Origin of the sequence: Cohnella panacarvi Gsoil 349 (assembly GCF_000515335.1) — a bacterium.
Classification (GTDB): Bacteria; Bacillota; Bacilli; order Paenibacillales; family Paenibacillaceae; genus Cohnella; species Cohnella panacarvi.
In genome coordinates this window covers 677,181-694,064 of the sequence record NZ_KI911563.1, presented here as the reverse complement: position 1 = coordinate 694,064, position 16,884 = coordinate 677,181, and the positions used below count along the sequence as shown (strand labels likewise).

Annotated in this window: 17 protein-coding genes; 11 read left to right on the top strand and 6 right to left on the bottom strand. The window is 56.5% G+C overall.

The genetic code is table 11. From position 1 onward, the window contains the following. The first annotated feature begins 76 nt into the window (after window positions 1–76). Entirely contained in the window at window positions 77–1,120 is a 1,044-nt protein-coding gene (locus COHPA_RS24155) for a glucosaminidase domain-containing protein (protein WP_027084756.1), read from the top strand. On the opposite strand, the gene COHPA_RS0103210 is transcribed toward COHPA_RS24155, so the two are convergent. Next, a complete protein-coding gene (locus tag COHPA_RS0103210) occupies window positions 1,121–1,855 on the bottom strand; it encodes an HAD family hydrolase (RefSeq protein ID WP_027084755.1) in 735 nt (244 codons plus the stop codon). Between the two features lie 191 nt (window positions 1,856–2,046). Between COHPA_RS0103210 and COHPA_RS25415 the strand changes: the two genes are divergently transcribed. Continuing rightward, complete coding sequence (locus tag COHPA_RS25415) at window positions 2,047–2,184, top strand: hypothetical protein (protein WP_156926588.1); 138 nt, start codon at window positions 2,047–2,049, stop codon at window positions 2,182–2,184. A 31-nt stretch (window positions 2,185–2,215) separates the two neighbouring features. On the opposite strand, the gene COHPA_RS0103195 is transcribed toward COHPA_RS25415, so the two are convergent. Next, window positions 2,216–2,446, bottom strand: a complete 231-nt coding sequence (locus tag COHPA_RS0103195) for a hypothetical protein (protein WP_027084754.1) — start codon at window positions 2,444–2,446, stop codon at window positions 2,216–2,218. 135 nt (window positions 2,447–2,581) lie between these two features. Between COHPA_RS0103195 and COHPA_RS0103190 the strand changes: the two genes are divergently transcribed. After that, window positions 2,582–3,310: a phosphonate ABC transporter ATP-binding protein gene (locus tag COHPA_RS0103190; protein WP_027084753.1), complete on the top strand. Its 729-nt coding sequence runs from the start codon at window positions 2,582–2,584 to the stop codon at window positions 3,308–3,310. A gap of 77 nt (window positions 3,311–3,387) precedes the next feature. Here COHPA_RS0103190 and COHPA_RS26305 read toward each other — a convergent pair whose 3' ends face one another. After that, entirely contained in the window at window positions 3,388–3,564 is a 177-nt protein-coding gene (locus tag COHPA_RS26305) for a DUF6254 family protein (RefSeq protein ID WP_169733242.1), read from the bottom strand. A gap of 44 nt (window positions 3,565–3,608) precedes the next feature. Here COHPA_RS26305 and COHPA_RS26400 point away from each other — a divergent pair, with 44 nt between their 5' ends. Both COHPA_RS26400 and COHPA_RS0103175 read left to right on the top strand, forming a co-directional pair. Continuing rightward, window positions 3,609–3,854 carry a GNAT family N-acetyltransferase gene (locus COHPA_RS26400; RefSeq protein ID WP_027084752.1) on the top strand — a complete coding sequence of 82 codons (246 nt, stop codon included), beginning with the start codon at window positions 3,609–3,611 and terminating at the stop codon, window positions 3,852–3,854. Continuing rightward, window positions 3,851–4,522: an MOSC domain-containing protein gene (locus COHPA_RS0103175; protein ID WP_027084751.1), complete on the top strand. Its 672-nt coding sequence runs from the start codon at window positions 3,851–3,853 to the stop codon at window positions 4,520–4,522. Before COHPA_RS26400 ends, COHPA_RS0103175 begins: the two co-directional genes overlap by 4 nt. 62 nt (window positions 4,523–4,584) lie before the next feature. Here the strand turns inward: COHPA_RS0103175 and COHPA_RS0103170 are convergent, their stop codons facing one another. Further along, window positions 4,585–7,602, bottom strand: coding sequence for an efflux RND transporter permease subunit (locus COHPA_RS0103170; RefSeq protein ID WP_027084750.1), 3,018 nt, complete (start codon window positions 7,600–7,602; stop codon window positions 4,585–4,587). A gap of 192 nt (window positions 7,603–7,794) precedes the next feature. On the opposite strand from COHPA_RS0103170, the gene COHPA_RS0103165 reads away from it, so the two are divergent. The 4 genes from COHPA_RS0103165 (at window position 7,795) to COHPA_RS0103150 (ending at window position 12,582) form a co-directional block, all read left to right on the top strand. Beyond that, window positions 7,795–8,712 carry a polysaccharide deacetylase family protein gene (locus COHPA_RS0103165; protein ID WP_027084749.1) on the top strand — a complete coding sequence of 306 codons (918 nt, stop codon included), beginning with the start codon at window positions 7,795–7,797 and terminating at the stop codon, window positions 8,710–8,712. Window positions 8,713–8,855: 143 nt separating this feature from the next. Beyond that, window positions 8,856–9,860 carry a 2-oxoacid:acceptor oxidoreductase family protein gene (locus COHPA_RS0103160; protein ID WP_027084748.1) on the top strand — a complete coding sequence of 335 codons (1,005 nt, stop codon included), beginning with the start codon at window positions 8,856–8,858 and terminating at the stop codon, window positions 9,858–9,860. Between the two features lie 93 nt (window positions 9,861–9,953). Beyond that, window positions 9,954–12,263, top strand: a complete 2,310-nt coding sequence (locus tag COHPA_RS0103155; protein ID WP_027084747.1) for a thiamine pyrophosphate-dependent enzyme — start codon at window positions 9,954–9,956, stop codon at window positions 12,261–12,263. 25 nt (window positions 12,264–12,288) lie between these two features. After that, entirely contained in the window at window positions 12,289–12,582 is a 294-nt protein-coding gene (locus COHPA_RS0103150; RefSeq protein WP_027084746.1) for a hypothetical protein, read from the top strand. Window positions 12,583–12,629: 47 nt separating this feature from the next. Here COHPA_RS0103150 and COHPA_RS0103145 read toward each other — a convergent pair whose 3' ends face one another. Then, on the bottom strand, window positions 12,630–13,478 hold the full coding sequence (locus tag COHPA_RS0103145) for a serine hydrolase domain-containing protein (protein WP_027084745.1): 849 nt from the start codon (window positions 13,476–13,478) through the stop codon (window positions 12,630–12,632). A gap of 116 nt (window positions 13,479–13,594) precedes the next feature. Continuing rightward, window positions 13,595–14,110, bottom strand: a complete 516-nt coding sequence (locus tag COHPA_RS0103140; protein ID WP_027084744.1) for a hypothetical protein — start codon at window positions 14,108–14,110, stop codon at window positions 13,595–13,597. A gap of 180 nt (window positions 14,111–14,290) precedes the next feature. Between COHPA_RS0103140 and COHPA_RS0103135 the strand changes: the two genes are divergently transcribed. Together COHPA_RS0103135 and COHPA_RS0103130 are read left to right on the top strand one after the other, a co-directional pair. After that, window positions 14,291–14,806, top strand: a complete 516-nt coding sequence (locus tag COHPA_RS0103135; RefSeq protein ID WP_027084743.1) for a hypothetical protein — start codon at window positions 14,291–14,293, stop codon at window positions 14,804–14,806. A gap of 89 nt (window positions 14,807–14,895) precedes the next feature. Further along, window positions 14,896–16,860 carry a tetratricopeptide repeat protein gene (locus COHPA_RS0103130; RefSeq protein WP_027084742.1) on the top strand — a complete coding sequence of 655 codons (1,965 nt, stop codon included), beginning with the start codon at window positions 14,896–14,898 and terminating at the stop codon, window positions 16,858–16,860. Window positions 16,861–16,884: the final 24 nt, after the last annotated feature.

Here is a 16,884-nt window from a genome sequence, read left to right as displayed (position 1 = left end):
CGCCAGTACCCCAAATCTTTCCTCTGTGTTACACTGATGGCATCAAGAGCGATGTCGCCGGGGAGGAGGGGGAGCTTTGAGCAACGCAGATTTGCTAACGCCGAGCGACGTGAACGTCATTCGGCGATACGTCCGGACCAAATATGCTCCCTTACCCGGCAACCGGCAAGCGGAGATCGTGGCGGATGCGATCAAGCGCACGCTGAGGCAGAGGCTGCCCGAGCTGCCCGCCGAACTGAATAATCAGCTAATCAACGAGCTGATCGCTCGCTGTCTGGTGAAAGAGCAGCGAGTCGTGAAGGCCGACGATGTTCTCGATATATGTACGGAGCTTGAGGCGAACGGACATTTCGAAGCGGATCGGCACTTGGATTCGGTCGTTCATTGGGTGAACGAACGCGTGCCCGGGCGGTGGACCGCAGAGCAGTTGGAATCGCGGCTGTCGAGAAGCAGAGGACTTGCCCTCGCGGCTGTTCCGGTTGAATCGACGGTTGACGCGGAACCATCGCAGACGCACTCGCGACGATTGATTACAGCGGCAGGAGCCTCTTTGACAGCGCTTGCAATCGTCGGTGCGATCACGATCGGAGTGCTCGGTCGCGGGGAGCAAGCCGCACGGGAACCGAGTTCGACGCCTAACGCGGCGCCTGTTCCGCAACAAGTCGAGGTCGTCGTCCGCGACGTCGGTTTGCCGGAATTTCTTCAATATACGGACATTAACGCGCCCGCGGTTAAGAGCTTCCTGGAGAAGAGGGACGCGCTGCTGGCCGAAGAGCCGTATTTCGGCGCGATCGTGGCGAGCGCGAAGAAGCATGGCATTCACCCGCTTCTGATGCTAGCCATTACGGGCCAAGAGCAAGGCTTTGTCCCGAGAACGAACAAAAACGCCAAACGGATCGCGAACAATCCGTTTAACGTTTTTCATAGCTGGCAAGATTATAATACGAGCATTCAGGATTCGTCGGACATCGCGGCCAAGCTGCTTGCGAAGCTGGCGGCCAAGCGGCCGGAAGGAGCCGACGCCTTCGATTGGTTCAACAAGACGTACGCCGAGGACGATCAATGGGCGAAAGGCGTGCGAACGCTGTTCGCTCAGTTGAGCGCGGCGGAGCGCTCGTAATTAGTTACCGTCCAAGTAGTTATGAATGGTCGGGGGCACTTGCGGCAACTCGGTCAGCGTGAAGAAAGCGCCTTTGGGCGTCGCGTCGATCGGAACGAGATTATACTTCCATTCTCCGTCTTGCTTCAAATAGACGGCATGAATGCCGCATTTCAAAGCCGGCAGGACGTCCGTACGAACGGAGTTGCCGATCATCCACGTCTGACTGCGATCGAATCCGCCATCGGATAAGATTTGCTCTAATGTCGACGTGTTTTTGTGCATGCGGACATAAATTCGATCCTCGAAGAAACGATCGAGCTTCAAGCTGTCGATCTTCCTGCGTTGAATGGCGTGATCCCCGCCAGTGTATAGATGCAGCTCGTGGCCGCGATCGGCGAGCGCGAACAACGTCTCCTCCATCATCGGATACGGCTCCACATCTAGCTCGAACACGCTGCTCCCCAGCTTCCAAAGCTTCTCTTCTTCCATCGCGGAAGTGGCTCGCCCCGTCAAGTGCGAGAAGTATCTGTACGTATCGACGAACGATTGCGGAAAGTGCTCGCTTTGGAAGCCGACCACGTGCACTCCCGCAATATCGATTTCGGTATGCTTTTTCATAATGCTGTCGCGGCTAATGCCCGCGGATGAAAACCAGGTGGTCATCTCGTCGGCGAATTGCTCGAGAATAAAATGAAAGTATTTGTTGCAGTAGACGAGCGTGTCGTCCAGGTCGAATAAGAGGCGTTGGCTCATGGCTCAATCTCCTTACGCTGCTGCGATGTCCGGCCTGTTTAATATAACCTTCGAAAGTAAAGCCAGGTCGGCGATAGAATGAAACGTGGATTAAATTTCATTATCTCTCTCCGGCACGGGTTTGTAAATGACGGGAATAAGGAAAGCTATGAAGAAACCCCTCGCGAAGGCGAAGGGCGGGAGGTGAATGTATGCCTAAAAATAAAAGTACCACGATCGACGATCAAAGGAACAACGCGCGGTTCAAAGACCGGGAGCAATCGATCAAGTTAAGCAAGATGGCACGCTATCCGGCCAGCTTGAACGGAATCAATAAAAATTTACCATAACCCCGCGAATCTGCCATCTTGACGTTAATGTCTAAGCGTACTTAGCGATCTTCTCCGTTAAGTTGCGCTTGATGCGGCTAAGACGCTGGCGAACATAGAAGTCGTAACTGCCCCCGCTTAACTCGCGGGGGTTCATTGTGTTACCGGTGTCGTTATCGATGATGACGAGCTTGCCGTCGTCGAAAAATTTGAAGGTCAAGTCTATGGACGGCCGTGTTCCTCTCGGAGATTCCACGTAACGGAGATGTTCGCAATTCACCATCCGTCATCCCACCTTTATTAGGATATGCCGGAACGTATGTTCCTATCCTTATTATAGCAAACATTTGTTCGTATGGAAAGCTTTTCTGTAATGCAATACACTAGATTTATATTGGACAGAAGGAGCACGGCGTTCATGATCGTCATTTCAGGCTTAACACGTAAAATTCCCGAGGGCAAAACGATTCTGAATCAAATCAGCGCCCGTCTGGAACCAGCTACTTTTATAGCAGTCGTAGGCGCGAGCGGCAGCGGCAAATCGGCGCTGCTCAAGGCGCTTGCGCTGCGGGAGCATTGGACGGCCGGCGAATACAAAGTTGACGGCAAGGATTTGATGAAAGCAGGATGGCTGGCGCGGATGAAATTTCGCAGGAACGTCGCTTATATCGAGCAGAAGCCTCTGTTGCTGGAGAATAAGAGCGCGCTCAAGAACGTTCTGATCGGCGTAGCCGGACAGACGCCGCTATGGCGCAGGATGATCGGTTCCGTCAGAAGCGACGATTACATGGGCGGCATGGAGATGCTGGAAGCGGTAGGACTGATCGATCTCGCGAAACAGAAGGTGGATAAGATGAGCGGAGGAGAACGCCAGCGGATCGCGATCGCCAGATCGCTCGTCCATGGCGCGCAGTTGGTGCTGACCGACGAGCCGGTGTCCGGACTCGATCCGCACTCCTCGGAAGAGATGATGCGCACGCTCAAGAAGCTTTGCGCGGAGAAAGGAACGACGATCGTCGCCGCGCTGCACCGGTTAGAGCTTGCAGAGAAATTCGCGGATGAAATCTGGGGCATGCAAGACGGCCGTATCGTGCTGCAGGTGAAGGGCAGAAGGCTGACGGCTGCGGAGAAGCTTAGCATTACGTAAGCGATAAAGAATCGCGGGCATATCGCCTTGCAGCGCTTGACCGAAGCTGCGCTGCAAGTGCGACATCGAATGCAGGCTTATTCGTTCGCAGGGTTGGTTTCAATATTGCCGTTGGTTTCAATATTGCCGTTGGTTTCAATATTGCCGTTGGTTTCGTTCGCCAGGTCGTGAAGAGAAGTTATTTTACCATGGATTTGGCTTTGCTGCTTGCGGCTTTTCCAAGCGCTTTCGCGGCGCCTCTTGGATCTGGTCATCGAATCGCTCCTTTCCGTTCGGATGATGGCGGTTCGACCTTATCGTGGCGCTATGGCTTTGGCTTTATACGTCGATCACACGGGGATGGAAGAGTTGTCAATCCAATGAGGAACATCGCGATCGCGGTATCGGCAAAGCGCTTATCGAACGATTGACGGATAGAGCGAAGCAAGCGGGCTGTAGACGAATCGAATTGGATTCGGGATTTCATCGCGAACAGGCGCATCGAACGTATGAACACGTCGGTTTCGACAAGCGAGCGTTTCTATTTTCAAAGGAGATCGTATGAGCGAATTAATTAAGACTGCGGAATATCCTGTCATCTCCGTCAACGTCGGAGTCGCGCGGCGCGGAGAGTATAAAGGGAAAGAACAACGATCGGGCATCTACAAGACGTCTATCGACGGGCCGGTTCGGTTAGGAAAGCTTGGCCTCGCCGGCGACGAACAGGCCGATCTCGTCTTCCACGGCGGACCGGATAAAGCGGTCTGCGTCTACTTGCACAATCATTATCCGCATTGGGAGCAGGTGCTCGGACGCTCGCTCCCTTACGGATCGTTCGGGGAAAATTTTACCGCGGCGGACTTGATGGAAGACGAAGTTTGCATCGGAGATACGTTCGCTATTGGCAGCGCCGTCGTGCAAGTCAGCCAGCCAAGGCAACCTTGCTGGAAGCTTGCCATGAGGTGGGGGCTGGACGCGTTGCCGTTGCTCGTTACCGAGAGCGGGGCGACGGGCTTCTACTTCCGTACCGTTACGGAAGGGGAAGTGCGTCCCGGCGATACCCTGCGCCTAATCGAGAGGCACCCGGCACGGTTTACGGTAGCGGAAGCGAATCGGATCATGCATCGCGATAAACGCGACGCGAAAGGCATTCGCTCGCTGCTGGCGATCGACGCGCTTTCCGAAAGCTGGGTGGCGACGTTGACGGCACGATTGGAGAAGATCAAGGGATAAAAGGAAGGACCTTCAAGCCGGGCGGCTGCGCCGATCGCTTGAAGGTCCTTTTGCATGGTCGCTTATTCCGCCAATTCGGCTGCCGTTTCGGACTTGGCCGCAGCGGATCTGGGCTTTGAAAGGCGTCGCTTGCGGTGCGTTAAGCTGAAGAGTACCGGAACGATAATGAGCGTGAGCAGCGTCGACGTCGACAAACCGCCGATAACGACGACGGCGAGCGCGCGGGAGACTAGGCCGACTTCGGAAGACAACGCGAGCGGGAACAGCGCGCCGATCGTCGCGATCGCAGTCATTAGAATCGGTCGAATACGGGTGGCTCCGGCTTCGAGCAACGCGGCATCGCGGTCCATGCCTTGCTTCAAGTTGCTGCGCACGCGCTCGAGCAATACGATCGCATTCGTTACGACGATGCCGTTAAGCATGAGCAGACCGATCATGGCCGGCATGCCCACGGGCTCCCCGACGATCCACAGTCCGGCAAGCGCTCCGATCAGAGAGAACGGAATCGAGAATAAGATGACGAACGGCGTCAACCACTCTCCGAACGACAGCAGCATGACCAGGTAGACGAGGAAGATGCTGATGCCCAGCGCAAGCCCCATATTGACGAACCCGTCGTTCATTTCTTTGGAAGCGCCGAGCGATTCCCATGTGACGCCGTCAGGCAGGTTCAGCGCGTCCAGCTTGCTTTCGACGGTCGCGATAACGCCTCCGGTATTCGAATCCGTGAAGGTGCCGTTAATTTGCAAATATTCTTTTTGGTTCAGACGCATGATCGAGGAAGGGTTCAGCTTCCGTTCCCAGCTTCCGACGTCGCCGAGACGTACGGGCTGCTGGGCCAGGTTCGTCACCTTGATATCGTTCAGCGATTCGATTGGAGCGGGCTGTTCGGGCGATGCTCCGGTTCGCAACTTAATGTCGGCGCTGCGACCGTCCAGCAGGGCGGTGCCGAGCGTCTCGCCGCCGATCGCGCGGTTGACCGCTTGGGCGACCAGCGCGTTGTTCAACCCGGCGTTAGCCAGCTTGCGGTCGTCTGCGACGAATTGGACCTCCGGCTTTTCGCTCGAGCCGGTATGGTGAACATCTTCCAGTCCCTCGACGTCCTGGATCGCTTCGACCATCATCTGTGCACCCAGGCGTATGGATTCGCTGTCCGGGCCGTTGACGGTAATCATTAGTTCATTGCTGCCGATGCCTTGTTGTCCGGTGAGCGTAATCGTCTTGGCTCCTTGGATGTGCTTGAGCTCTTCGCGAATCGTTCTTTCGAACGCCTCCGAATCGCCGGCGCTCTCGTCAAGCTCAAAGCTAAGGTTGGCGTTCTGGCTCCGCGCCTCGGTCGCCATATCATGAACGGGATGCTGCCTGATCCGCTCCTCGATATCCGCCACGACTTTGTTCGTCGCTTGCAGATTGACGCCTTCTTCCATCGTTACGTCTATCGAAAAGTCGCGGGTAGGCTCCGCCGGCAGGAAGTTGAAGCCAAGCTGACCGGTGACGAGAATCGCCATGCTGCCGATCAACAGAACGAACGCCAGCAGCAGCGTAAGCAGACGATGCGTCAGCGACCAGCTTAACATGCGGCGATAAGCGCGCTGAAGCGCGTTCTCTTGCTGTTCCTTATGCCTCACTTTCAATAAGCTAAGCTTCGACAGCAGAGGGACGACCGTGACCGCTACGAGGAGCGAGAAGAGCAGGGAGACGACGATTGTCCAAGCGAGCGGACGGAAAAACGCGCCTACGATGCCCGGAACGAATGCCATCGGCAGGAATACCGCTACCGTCGTCAACGTCGAAGACGTAATCGCCCGCGACACTTCGTTCGTCGCGTCCTCGACGAGCTGGTCGTCGCGCTGCGTCGTCTTGCGGACGCGCCGGAAAATATTCTCGATGACGACGATCGAATCGTCAACGACGCGTCCGATCGCGACGGCTATACCGGCGAGGGTCATGATGTTAAGCGAGTAATCGAGCTGCTTCAACACGAGCATGGAAGCGATCATCGAAAGCGGGATCGAGATAATCGCGATCAGCGTGGATCTGAAGTTGCGCAGGAACAGCAGCGTGACGAGCATGGCCATGCACGCTCCCAGCAGCACTTCGCGGAGCATGGAATCGACGGATTGCTCGATTTCTTCGGTGCGGTCGGTTGTAATTTTCTTGCTAATGCCCGCAGGCAAAGCAAGCTCATTCTCCGCGTCGATCAATTCGTCCACGAGCTTTACGCTGTCGTAGCCGCCTCTTCCGACGACCGAGATGAACACGGCCGGTTGCCCGTTCATGCGGACTTGTTCGTCTTCGTCTTGTTCATACTCGATATCGGCAATCGCGGAAAGCGGAATGCCGCCTTGCGCGGTCGGAATGAGCAGCGACTTGAGTTCGGCAAGCGAATCGACAGTGCCGCCGACGCGGATCGGCAACCGCTCCCGATCGGTGTCCCAGTTGCCGATCGGAACGGACAACTGAGCGGACGTTACGGCTAGCTTCACTTGATCCGCGTCGAGTCCATGCCGGAGCATATCCGCATCGCGAAGCGAGATTATCGCCGTGTCGTCGACGACGCCGTCCGTATCGATGCGGTCGATGCCGTCGACGCCCCGGTACGCGGGCAGCAACTGATCCTTGACGAACGCTTGGACCGCCGATTGTTCGCTTCCCCAGACGCCGACGGCGTACACGTCGCCGTCCAGTCGATCTTTATAGTAGTCGATTACTTTGGCGGATGCCGGCAGGCTGACTTTGCCGACGGCGGAGCGGGCGTTAACCTCCGCTTCGTCCATCTCATAGCCCATCTCGAAATTCATCGTCGCCAGGAAATAATTCGTTCCGGCGGTTACGTACAAGTTCTCCAGCCGGTCGAGGCGGTTCAGTTCGGCTTCGAGGTCTTTGCCGAAAGTATCCATGACTTGCGTAGGCGATGCGCCGGGATACGCGATTTCCACGGTTAAATACGGAATGTCGACCGCAGGGTATTTCTCCTTTTTCATGCTGCTCATGGCGTATAGCCCGCTGCCGATCATGATCGCGACGATCAGTAACAGCGCTATGCCGTTGTTCATGCTGAATCGAACCCAATATTTCATCTTCTTTATGCTCCTTCTATCTCACTCTGTCCTTTATTATATATAGATTGGGAAGTTACGGAAAAGCGGTCTGCGGAATGGTTCTGCCTTAGACTTAAGTCTAGGTATAAATTGGCAACGGGGCTGTCCAACCGGCTTCCGTCAATGTCGGCGTCACTCCGTCATATAGTGAATGGAAGGAGGCGAGCGTCAATGAATACGGCAACCCAATTGGGCTATGGGAGCGGCGATCGACTGTTGATCGTCAATGCGGATGACTTCGGCCTTTGCAAAAGCACGAACGACGGCATATTGCTTCTATTAGAGGAAAATGCGATCAGTTCGACGACGATCATGATGACGTGTCCTTGGTCCGAGGACGCGGCGGCTTCATACGCCCTGCGGACGCCCTCCGGGGATATCGGGGTTCATTGGACGTTGACGAGCGAATGGAACGGGTATCGTTGGGGACCGCTATGCCGCACGCAGCCGGCCAACACGCTATCGGGCAGGAACGGTTGGTTTCCGGCGACGGTCGGGGAGTTCGAGAAAGCCGCCGCTCCCGAGCAGGTGCGGGCGGAGCTGATCGCGCAGACGGAAGCGGCGCTCGCGATGGGCCTTCCCATTACCCATGCGGATAACCATATGGGCAGCTTATATGGAATTCATACGGGCCAGGACCTGCTGCCCGTCGTCTTCGACGTTTGCGCGATGTACGGATTGCCTTTTCGTCTGCCGCGACAATTGCAGCCTGCCTTGGGAAGGAAGATTCCGAAGGAATTGGAGCGTCGGGCGAGACAACGCGTGAGACAGGCGGAGGATAACGGAATCGTGCTGCCCGACTATCTAACCGGGTTGGAGTTTCATCGCAATAGCGACGAGACGTACGATACGATGAAAGCGGCCGGCATCGAGATGCTTCGCGGGCTGCTGCCCGGCGTAACCGAATGGATCAGCCATCCGTCGCACGTGACGGAGGAGCTTCGCTCCTTTCACGGCGAACCGGACAAACGCGGCATGGAGCTTGCGTTCTGGCGCGATCCGGATGTGAGAGCCGTCCTCGACGAGGAGAAGATTCTGCTGATCGGCTGGAACGAGCTTAAGCGTTTGCAGTCCAGTTTGTCATTTTAAGATGTATCGGGGCGTCATGAGCCCGAATTTGGCCAGAGAGGCAGGAATTGCGCAAATTATCGCGAATATATTAATATTTGCAATCTACGAAATAGTCTGACTCTTTATGTGCCACTACACGCGAAAGGGGATTTCAATGCGCCATGGTCATGCTGCCGAAGGTAAATGAGCTTGGGTTTTTCGAAATTCGTCTGGAATCAATCGGTGGGCTTGGAGCAAACTTGGCCGGCAAAATGCTGGCCGAGGCAGGCGTTATGGGCATAGGACTGAACGGCGTCAGCTTCAGCTCTTACGGCTCGGAGAAGAAAGGCTCGGCCGTTAAGGCGCACATCCGGTTCTGCGACACGAACGCGCTAATCCGCGATACGTCTCCGGTCGAGAGGCCGCACGTCATCGGAATTTTCCACGAGAACCTGTCGAAGACGATCAACGTCATCTCCGGCATGTACGAGGACACGATCGTGCTCGTCAATTCGAAGAAATCGCCGGAGCAGCTCAAGGAGCAGCTCAAGCTGAAGGCGGGAATCATCGCAGTCGTCGATGCGACCGGCATCGCGATGGACGAGAACAACCGCGTGAACATGGCGATGCTAGGCGGATTATTCCGCTTGTGCGATTTCCTGGACGCCGAATTCATGAAAGGCGTCGTCCGCAAGTCGCTAGAGAAGAAATACCCGGGCGCGGTTCAGCCGGCCCTGAATACATTCCAGCGCGGTTATGACGAAATGAAGTTTCAGTCGTTCGCATTGTCCGAAGGAGATGCGATGCCCAGCTATGTCCGGATGGATACGCCGGTGCTCGGTTACGAGACGCAGCCGATCGGCGGCATGATTACGAACCCGGGCAACAGCATCCTGAAGGATCTTAGCATCTCGCGCGCGGGCATGATGCCTCACTTCGCGGATGACAAATGCATTCATTGCGCCGCCTGCGACAACGTCTGCCCGGACTTCTGCTTCGTATGGGAGGAGTTGCCCGACAAGAAAGGCCGACCGCAGATGTTTTTGCAAGGAATCGATTATCAATATTGCAAAGGCTGTTTGAAGTGCGTACAAGCGTGTCCGACCGAGGCGTTGTCCAGCGAGCGGGAAGCGGAAGGCTACGCCGACGAGCATCGCGTTCCGCACAAGTTTCAGTTGGCCCAGTAGTTCCGGCGCCAGGTCGATAGACCGATAGATCGATAGAAAGAGCATGGAGCATTCCGATACTACGAGAAGAACGATAGGAAGGTGGAGTCTGCAATGGCGATCGACATTCGCAAGGAGACGGGCCCGTCCGGAACCGTCGAGCAACGCATCGTCTACGAATCAGGCAATGAGATGGCAGCTTATGCCGCACACCAGATCAACTATCACATCATGGGATATTTCCCGATCTCTCCCTCTACGGAAGTCGCGCAATTTCTTGATCTGATGAAGGCGAACGGCCAGCACGACATCGTGCTTATTCCGGCCGACGGCGAACACGGCTCCGCCGGGGTTTGCTACGGAGCTTCGACGGCGGGCGGACGCGTATTCAACGCCACGAGCGCCAACGGTTATTTATACATGCTGGAGCAGATGCCGGTGCAATCGGGCACGCGGTTCCCGATGGTCATGAACCTCGTCTGCCGCTCGGTGTCCGGGCCGCTCGACATTCACGGCGACCATTCGGATTTGTATTTCGCGCTCAACACGGGCTGGCCGATCATCATGTGCCGCGATCCGCAATCGGTATACGACATGAACATCATCGCGCTGAAGCTGGCGGAGGATCCGGAAGTTCGCTTGCCGGTGCTCGTCGCGCAGGACGGCTATTTCACGAGCCATCAGAAGCGCCGCGTCATGACGTTCGCGAAGCGGGAAGACGTACAGAAGTTCATCGGCGAGAAACCGCCGGAAGGCTTCAAACACGTGCTTGACCGGAACAACCCGATTACGGTCGGTCCGTACATGAACGAGCCGGACTATATCAATAACTGCTACCAGCAAAGCATGGCGATGTATCGCGCAGAAGCGGTGTACGACCGCATTCGCCAAGAATACGCAGTGCTTACGGGACGCGACTATCCGATCCTGGAACTGTACCGGATGGAAGACGCCGAAGTGGCGGTATTCCTGCTGAACTCGTCTTCGGAGATCATTAAGGACGTCGTGGACCAATTGCGCGCGAAAGGCGTGAAGGCGGGAAGCATCTCTCCGAACATTATCCGTCCGTTCCCGGCGAAGCAGATCGCGGAAGCGCTCAAGAACGTCAAAGCGGTGACGGTCGGCGACCGAGCCGATGCTTACGGCGGCCACGGCGGCAACATGTCGCTTGAAATCCGGGCGGCGCTGCAGCAATACGGCAACCATTCGACGATGGTGATCAGCCGGATTTACGGCCTCGGCGGCAAAGATTTCTATGCCGAAGACGGTCTCGCCTTATTCGAATTCGCGATCGAAGCAGTCGGGAAAGGATACGTCGAGAAGCCTTACGATTACCACGGGCATTCGCCGGGCGATCCGAACAAGGCGCCGAAACGCGTGCTCGAGCCGATGAAGTACGAGGACGTGAAGACGGGACTCATTACCGTTACGCCGGATGAGGAGACGGGCAAAGTGAACGTCCGCATTCCGCCGCTTCGCGCTTTGACGAAGAAAGCGAAACGGATCGCTCCGGGCCATGGCGCTTGCCCGGGCTGCGGGATTTTCTCCGGGTTGGAGCTGTTCTTTAAGGGCATCGAGGGAGATATCGTCGCCTTGTTCCATACCGGCTGCGCGATGGTCGTCACGACGGGGTATCCGTACTCCGCGCACAAAGCGACCTACATCCACAATCTGTTCCAGAACGGCGCGGCCACGTTGTCCGGCGTCGTCGAGATGTTCCACGAGCGCAAGCGTCGCGGAGAACTCGATCACCTCGGCTTGCAAGACGACTTTACGTTCGTCATGATTACCGGCGACGGCGGCATGGACATCGGCATGGGTCCGGCGATCGGCGCGGCGCTTCGCAACCACCGCATGATCATCCTTGAGTACGACAACGAAGGTTACATGAACACCGGCGCGCAGTTGTCCTATTCCACGCCGATGGGCCATCGCACGTCGACCTCGAACGTAGGCAAGCATCAAGGCGGCAAAGTGTTCCACCATAAGGACACGGCGCAAATCATGGCGGCAACGAACATTCCGTACGTCTTTACCGGCAGCGAAGCGAGCCCGCAGGACCTCGTGCGCAAAGCGGCGAAGGCGCAATGGTACGCGCAGAACGTAGGCATGGTGTACGGCAAAATCTTGATCACTTGCCCGCTCAACTGGCTGTCCGAGGATAAAGACGGCGCGACGATCATCGATTACGCGGTCAACACCTGCTTCTTCCCGCTTTACGAAGTGGAAAGAGGCGTCACGACGATTACGTACAATCCGGAAGAGAAGGGCAAGCGCGTTCCCGTCGGCGATTGGCTGAAGCTGATGGGCAAGACGAAGCACTTGTCCAAGCCGGAATACGCCGAGACGCTGCGCGAGTTCGAGCACGAGATCGAGCGCCGCTGGAACATGCTGAAGGCGAAGCACGATAACCCTTACCTATAAGAAGTCAGATCGGCGGGATTCGCATATGCCATTCGTCATGAAACATCGCGCAAGCGGAACGATATTGTCTTACGTTCAGCGCAACGGCTACTCGCTCGCCTATTACGGCGTTCGGTTATGGGACGACTCGCCCGACCCCGCGCAAATGTCCGAGGCGCTTGCGGAAGCCGGCGTCTCCGCGACGGACGAAGGAGGAAGGCTTGGCGAGTGGGAGCCGCTGTCGCTGACGGAGCACGAAGCGAAGATGGCGAACGTGAAGCTGCGCAACGATCCGTCGCGCATCGTCTACTACAGGGACGGCGCGATTGAAGCGAAGTGAGTGCTAACCGAATAACCCCCGTTGCTCAGTGCAACGGGGGTTTCGCGTTATACGTCCATCATTTCGCGGAACAGGCGCATCGGAAGGAACGTCGATTTATACAGCGTACTGGCGAACGTGACGACCAATTCCAAATCCGGCACGACGAATATGTATTGGCCGCCGTATCCCATCGCGAAGTAAATGCGAGGGCAAACAGGATTGCGGCGCTCGTCCGTCATGACCCACCAATGCGAGGCGTAGGAGCCAATGTGGTCGTACGTATGATGACGGGGCTCCGTCGTCGCTTCGATCCAGGCGGAAGGGACGAGCTGTTTGCCGTTCCACTGGCCGTTCCGAAGCGCAAGCAACCCGAGTTTCGCGAGATCCGGTCCGACGACTTCGAGTCCGAAACCGCCGATGACGATGTTGTTCGAATCCGCGTACCACCGATAGCGCTCGATGCCGAGCGGATGAAACAAGTGTTGCTCCGCGTAAGCTGACGTCGTGAGGCCGGTCGCCTGCTGCAATATCGCGCTTAGCAGGTGGGAGCTGCCCGAATCGTAAGCCATTCGGGTTCCGGGTTTGTGGGTCATCGGCCGATCGAAGATAAAGCGTACCCAGTCCATGCTGTTGATCATCGGGAACGGCCGGCCGCCCCAATCTCCCATCTCGGGCCACTCCCAACCGGGTGCCATCGTCAGCAGATGCTCGAGCGTGACGTCGGCCTTGTCCGAATGACGGACTTCCGGGAAGTAATCGGCGATCGGCTGGCGAATGCTTGCGATTTCGCCCCGTTCGACGGCGATTCCGATCAGGAGGGAGACGACGCTTTTCGTGACGGAATTGATTTTGTGCAGTTTATGGGCCGACTGATTGTTCCGCGCGTAGGAGAGTAACGTTCTCCCGTGCTGCACGATTTGGCAATGATCGATTTTGTGCCGGGTTAATCGTTGCTCGAACGCTGTCAGCGCAGCTTCGTCGAATCGCTTAGCTGTCGTTATAGCGGCTCGCTCCGTTCTTGTCTAGAGATCTATGAAGTGCTGGGGAAGAACGATTGTTCCGCGCTGCCGCGCACGGCTAAGCAGTGCGTGATCCGTTGCAGGCGCAACAACTCGTTCGGCTTTAATTCTCGTTGAAAATATCCGTATAAATACGCGGCCTCGATGAAAGAGAGTCCCGGATAACAGACGACTTGCCCAGTGGAATAAGGATTGTCGATCAGCACTTGCCATTCGCCGTTGCGCTCGGCGGCGGGAATCGCGGCTATGGCTTCGTTTTTGGCGCGATAGATGCCTTCGAATTCGTCCCATAGCTCGTCGAACGACGGACTGAACCGCGCCGGGTCGGGGAATAGCCCGCGCCCTCTCGCAAGCAAGCGGCCATAAAGTTCGATCCGAGTTTCGTCGTACTGACGCAATCCTTCACGGAACTGCTCCGCGAACGCGTAAAAAGCGAAATAGCCGGAGGCGTTCATCTCGTCCCGGAACAGACGCTCAGACTCCGGGGACTCGATCTGCGTATAATACGCAAAAGACAACTGTGGCATAAGGCGACACCCCTAATCGACGAGAAATATGGTGCGCAATCTTCGAATATTATACCCCAAAGGACGGTCGTTCGTCCCATCATCGTTGTTCGCAAGTACGGCGACAGCCGTCGGCGCATGTGATATAATGAAAGCCAGTCAAACGGCTTCGCGATGTATTATGGGAGGGAATTGCTTAAGATGAGTCGGCGTTTTGTCATCGAGGCGGTCATGATCGCCATCTATGGGCAACTGCTTCTGCCGAAACGGCCAGTCGAATATAGAATTCCATATACGACGGTAATGGAGCTTTACGATATGAAAGACAGTCCGGAACCGGTCATGCCGGAGAAGGACGACGATGCGCACGTGAAGCAGAAAATCGGGGAAATGATCGCGTTCTTCGAGGACCCGTTCAACAAGAAGAAGCTGGAGCGGGCGCTCATCGCGCCATGGAGGGAAAGTCCTCCGTTGCCGATCAACGAGAACGTAACGTTCGTCGTCGTGAACACGTCGGAGAATATGCAGTTCGGGGAAGTATTCGATCCGATCGAGACGGAAGTCATCCTGCTCGCTCAGAGAATGGAAAGCCCGATTCTGACCGATCAGATCGAGTTTCAGGATAAAGTCATTCAGAACGGCATTTCGGTTCAACTGTTCGATATCGACGATTTCGAATTCGCGATCGAGGAAGCAGCCGAGACGTCCGAGAGATAGGAACTCTTTCAGAAGCTGCCGAATCGTTCGGCAGCTTTTGCTTACGGTTACGGGAGTATCTATACGACGCCGACAAGGAGGGGATGCGCATGTTCAGAAGATGGTCCCGGAGAATGGCGAAGAAGCTGCATCGGCAACAAAGGCTGAAGCAAGCGCTCGTATGGTACGAAAGATGGGGCACCGCCTCCATGACGGAGGAGGAACAGATCGAGTACGCCGGGCTGCTTCACGATACCGGGCACTCCGATCAAGCGCTCGTCGTCCTCGGCAAGCTGTTAAGCGCAAGAGAAAACCCGCAGGCTTACGAACGCCGCGCCCACATCTACAATGAGCTCGGCCAGGAGCATCAGGCGATATCCGATCTGAACGCGGCTATTCGCCTTGACCCTAGTCCTTATCTCTATTGGTATACGAGGGCGATCACGCATCATGATCTCGGACAATACGACCAAGCTATTCGCGATTTCGAGGAAGCGCTCCTGCGCCGGGAAGATTCTAGAGCCTCGACGTTCTACGAGCTTGGCAACGTCCATATGAAGCTCGGCCATTACGCCGAGGCGGAGCGCTGCTATCGTCAGGCTTCGCGCGATCCGAACCGGGCGATACCGCATTATTATTATCGGCAAGCGCAGGCGCTGGAGAAGCTGGAGCGTACCGACGAAGCGCTGGCGACGCTGCGGGCGGGAATTGACATGCTGGAGCAGTGGGAGAAGCTAGCCGATCAGGGCGCAGCGCTCATGAAGACCCGCACGAACTATTCCCATGCGGCGGTCGCCAGCTTCATTCAAGGCGCGAAAGCCGAATTCGGCTTTCGCTTGTTCGAATCCCGGCTGCTTGAACTGAACGGGCAGCCCGAGGATGCGTTAGCTTCGATCGAGCAAGCGCTGCTCGTTCACCCGGCTGCCCCGGAGCTGTTGCTCAAGCAGGCGAGCCTGAACCGCATGCTAAGCCGTTATGCGGAAGCGGAGTCGCAGTTGCGGAAGCTCGAAGAAGCTCATCCGCATTGGTTGCCCGCGTCCATGGAGCTTAGCTCGACCTATCGGATGCAGGGCAAGCTGCAGGAGGCGATTCGGACGCTGATTAGGGCAAGGGCTCAAGTACCGGATAACCGCGTCGTCCAATATTGGCTCGCGGACGTCTACCGGGAAGCCGGTATGTCCGAGGACGCCCGGACGTTAAGCCGGGATCTGACGGAGCGGGAACCGGACGATCCGCTGAATTGGAAGCAGCGAGCGGAACTGGCTATCGACGCGGATCAGTACGGGGAAGCCGATGAAGCTTACACGAAAGCGCTCGAGCTGGAGCAATCCGCCGAATTTTATATGCGCAGAAGCTTCGCCCGTTACATGGCGGACCGCCATGAAGAAGCGATGATGGATATCCAATCGGCGATCGCGCTGGATGAACGTCTCGCTCAGGAGAGCCGAACAAGCTTTGCGCTCGGCGAGCTGTACGTCGGCATGGAGAACTGGGAGCTCGCCGAAGCCTCCTATACGCGCGCTCTCGCCTTGGAGCCCGATAATCCGCAAATCTACGAGCGGAGAGCCAGGTGCCGGTTCGCCTCCGGCAAGCTTGCCGAAGCGTTGGAGGATTGCAACCGCGGACTGCAGATCGATCTGAACAACCCGCGGTTAACGTGGTTCCGAGGCTTTATCCATTTCCGCCTCGAAGACTTGGATTCGGCGCTCGCGGACTCCCGGGTCTATGCCCAGCTCGTACCCGACGATCCGCAGGGGCATTATAACCTAGGCGTCGTCTATAATCAGTTGGATCGGCACGACGATGCGATCGCTTCTTTCACGAAGGCGATCGAGATGAACCCGTTCGAGCCTCAACCGTATTTGGAACGCGCATCGCTCTGGTATCATCATTCGTTCGACAGGGGGCGCGCGGCGCACGATCTGGCGCAATGGCTTTTGTACGCCGGCGGAGAGAAAGAAGAGAGCGACCGGTTCGCGCTGCTGAACGATCTCCGCGGGTTCGACGACGAGATGAGAGAGCGGGCGAAAACGTATTTTCTCGATTCTTACGGCAGTACCCGATATCTTTCTTGACGATTACGATGAATGCGAGCAGAC

Coding starts and splice junctions, on each gene's coding strand:
- COHPA_RS0103210 (WP_027084755.1), bottom strand. CDS start 1,855: ATGAGCCAACGCCTCTTATTCGACCTGGACGACACGCTCGTCTACTGC.
- COHPA_RS25415 (WP_156926588.1), top strand. CDS start 2,047: ATGCCTAAAAATAAAAGTACCACGATCGACGATCAAAGGAACAACGCG.
- COHPA_RS0103195 (WP_027084754.1), bottom strand. CDS start 2,446: ATGGTGAATTGCGAACATCTCCGTTACGTGGAATCTCCGAGAGGAACA.
- COHPA_RS0103190 (WP_027084753.1), top strand. CDS start 2,582: ATGATCGTCATTTCAGGCTTAACACGTAAAATTCCCGAGGGCAAAACG.
- COHPA_RS26305 (WP_169733242.1), bottom strand. CDS start 3,564: ATGACCAGATCCAAGAGGCGCCGCGAAAGCGCTTGGAAAAGCCGCAAG.
- COHPA_RS0103175 (WP_027084751.1), top strand. CDS start 3,851: ATGAGCGAATTAATTAAGACTGCGGAATATCCTGTCATCTCCGTCAAC.
- COHPA_RS0103170 (WP_027084750.1), bottom strand. CDS start 7,602: ATGAAATATTGGGTTCGATTCAGCATGAACAACGGCATAGCGCTGTTA.
- COHPA_RS0103165 (WP_027084749.1), top strand. CDS start 7,795: ATGAATACGGCAACCCAATTGGGCTATGGGAGCGGCGATCGACTGTTG.
- COHPA_RS0103160 (WP_027084748.1), top strand. CDS start 8,856: ATGGTCATGCTGCCGAAGGTAAATGAGCTTGGGTTTTTCGAAATTCGT.
- COHPA_RS0103155 (WP_027084747.1), top strand. CDS start 9,954: ATGGCGATCGACATTCGCAAGGAGACGGGCCCGTCCGGAACCGTCGAG.
- COHPA_RS0103150 (WP_027084746.1), top strand. CDS start 12,289: ATGCCATTCGTCATGAAACATCGCGCAAGCGGAACGATATTGTCTTAC.
- COHPA_RS0103140 (WP_027084744.1), bottom strand. CDS start 14,110: ATGCCACAGTTGTCTTTTGCGTATTATACGCAGATCGAGTCCCCGGAG.
- COHPA_RS0103135 (WP_027084743.1), top strand. CDS start 14,291: ATGAGTCGGCGTTTTGTCATCGAGGCGGTCATGATCGCCATCTATGGG.
- COHPA_RS0103130 (WP_027084742.1), top strand. CDS start 14,896: ATGTTCAGAAGATGGTCCCGGAGAATGGCGAAGAAGCTGCATCGGCAA.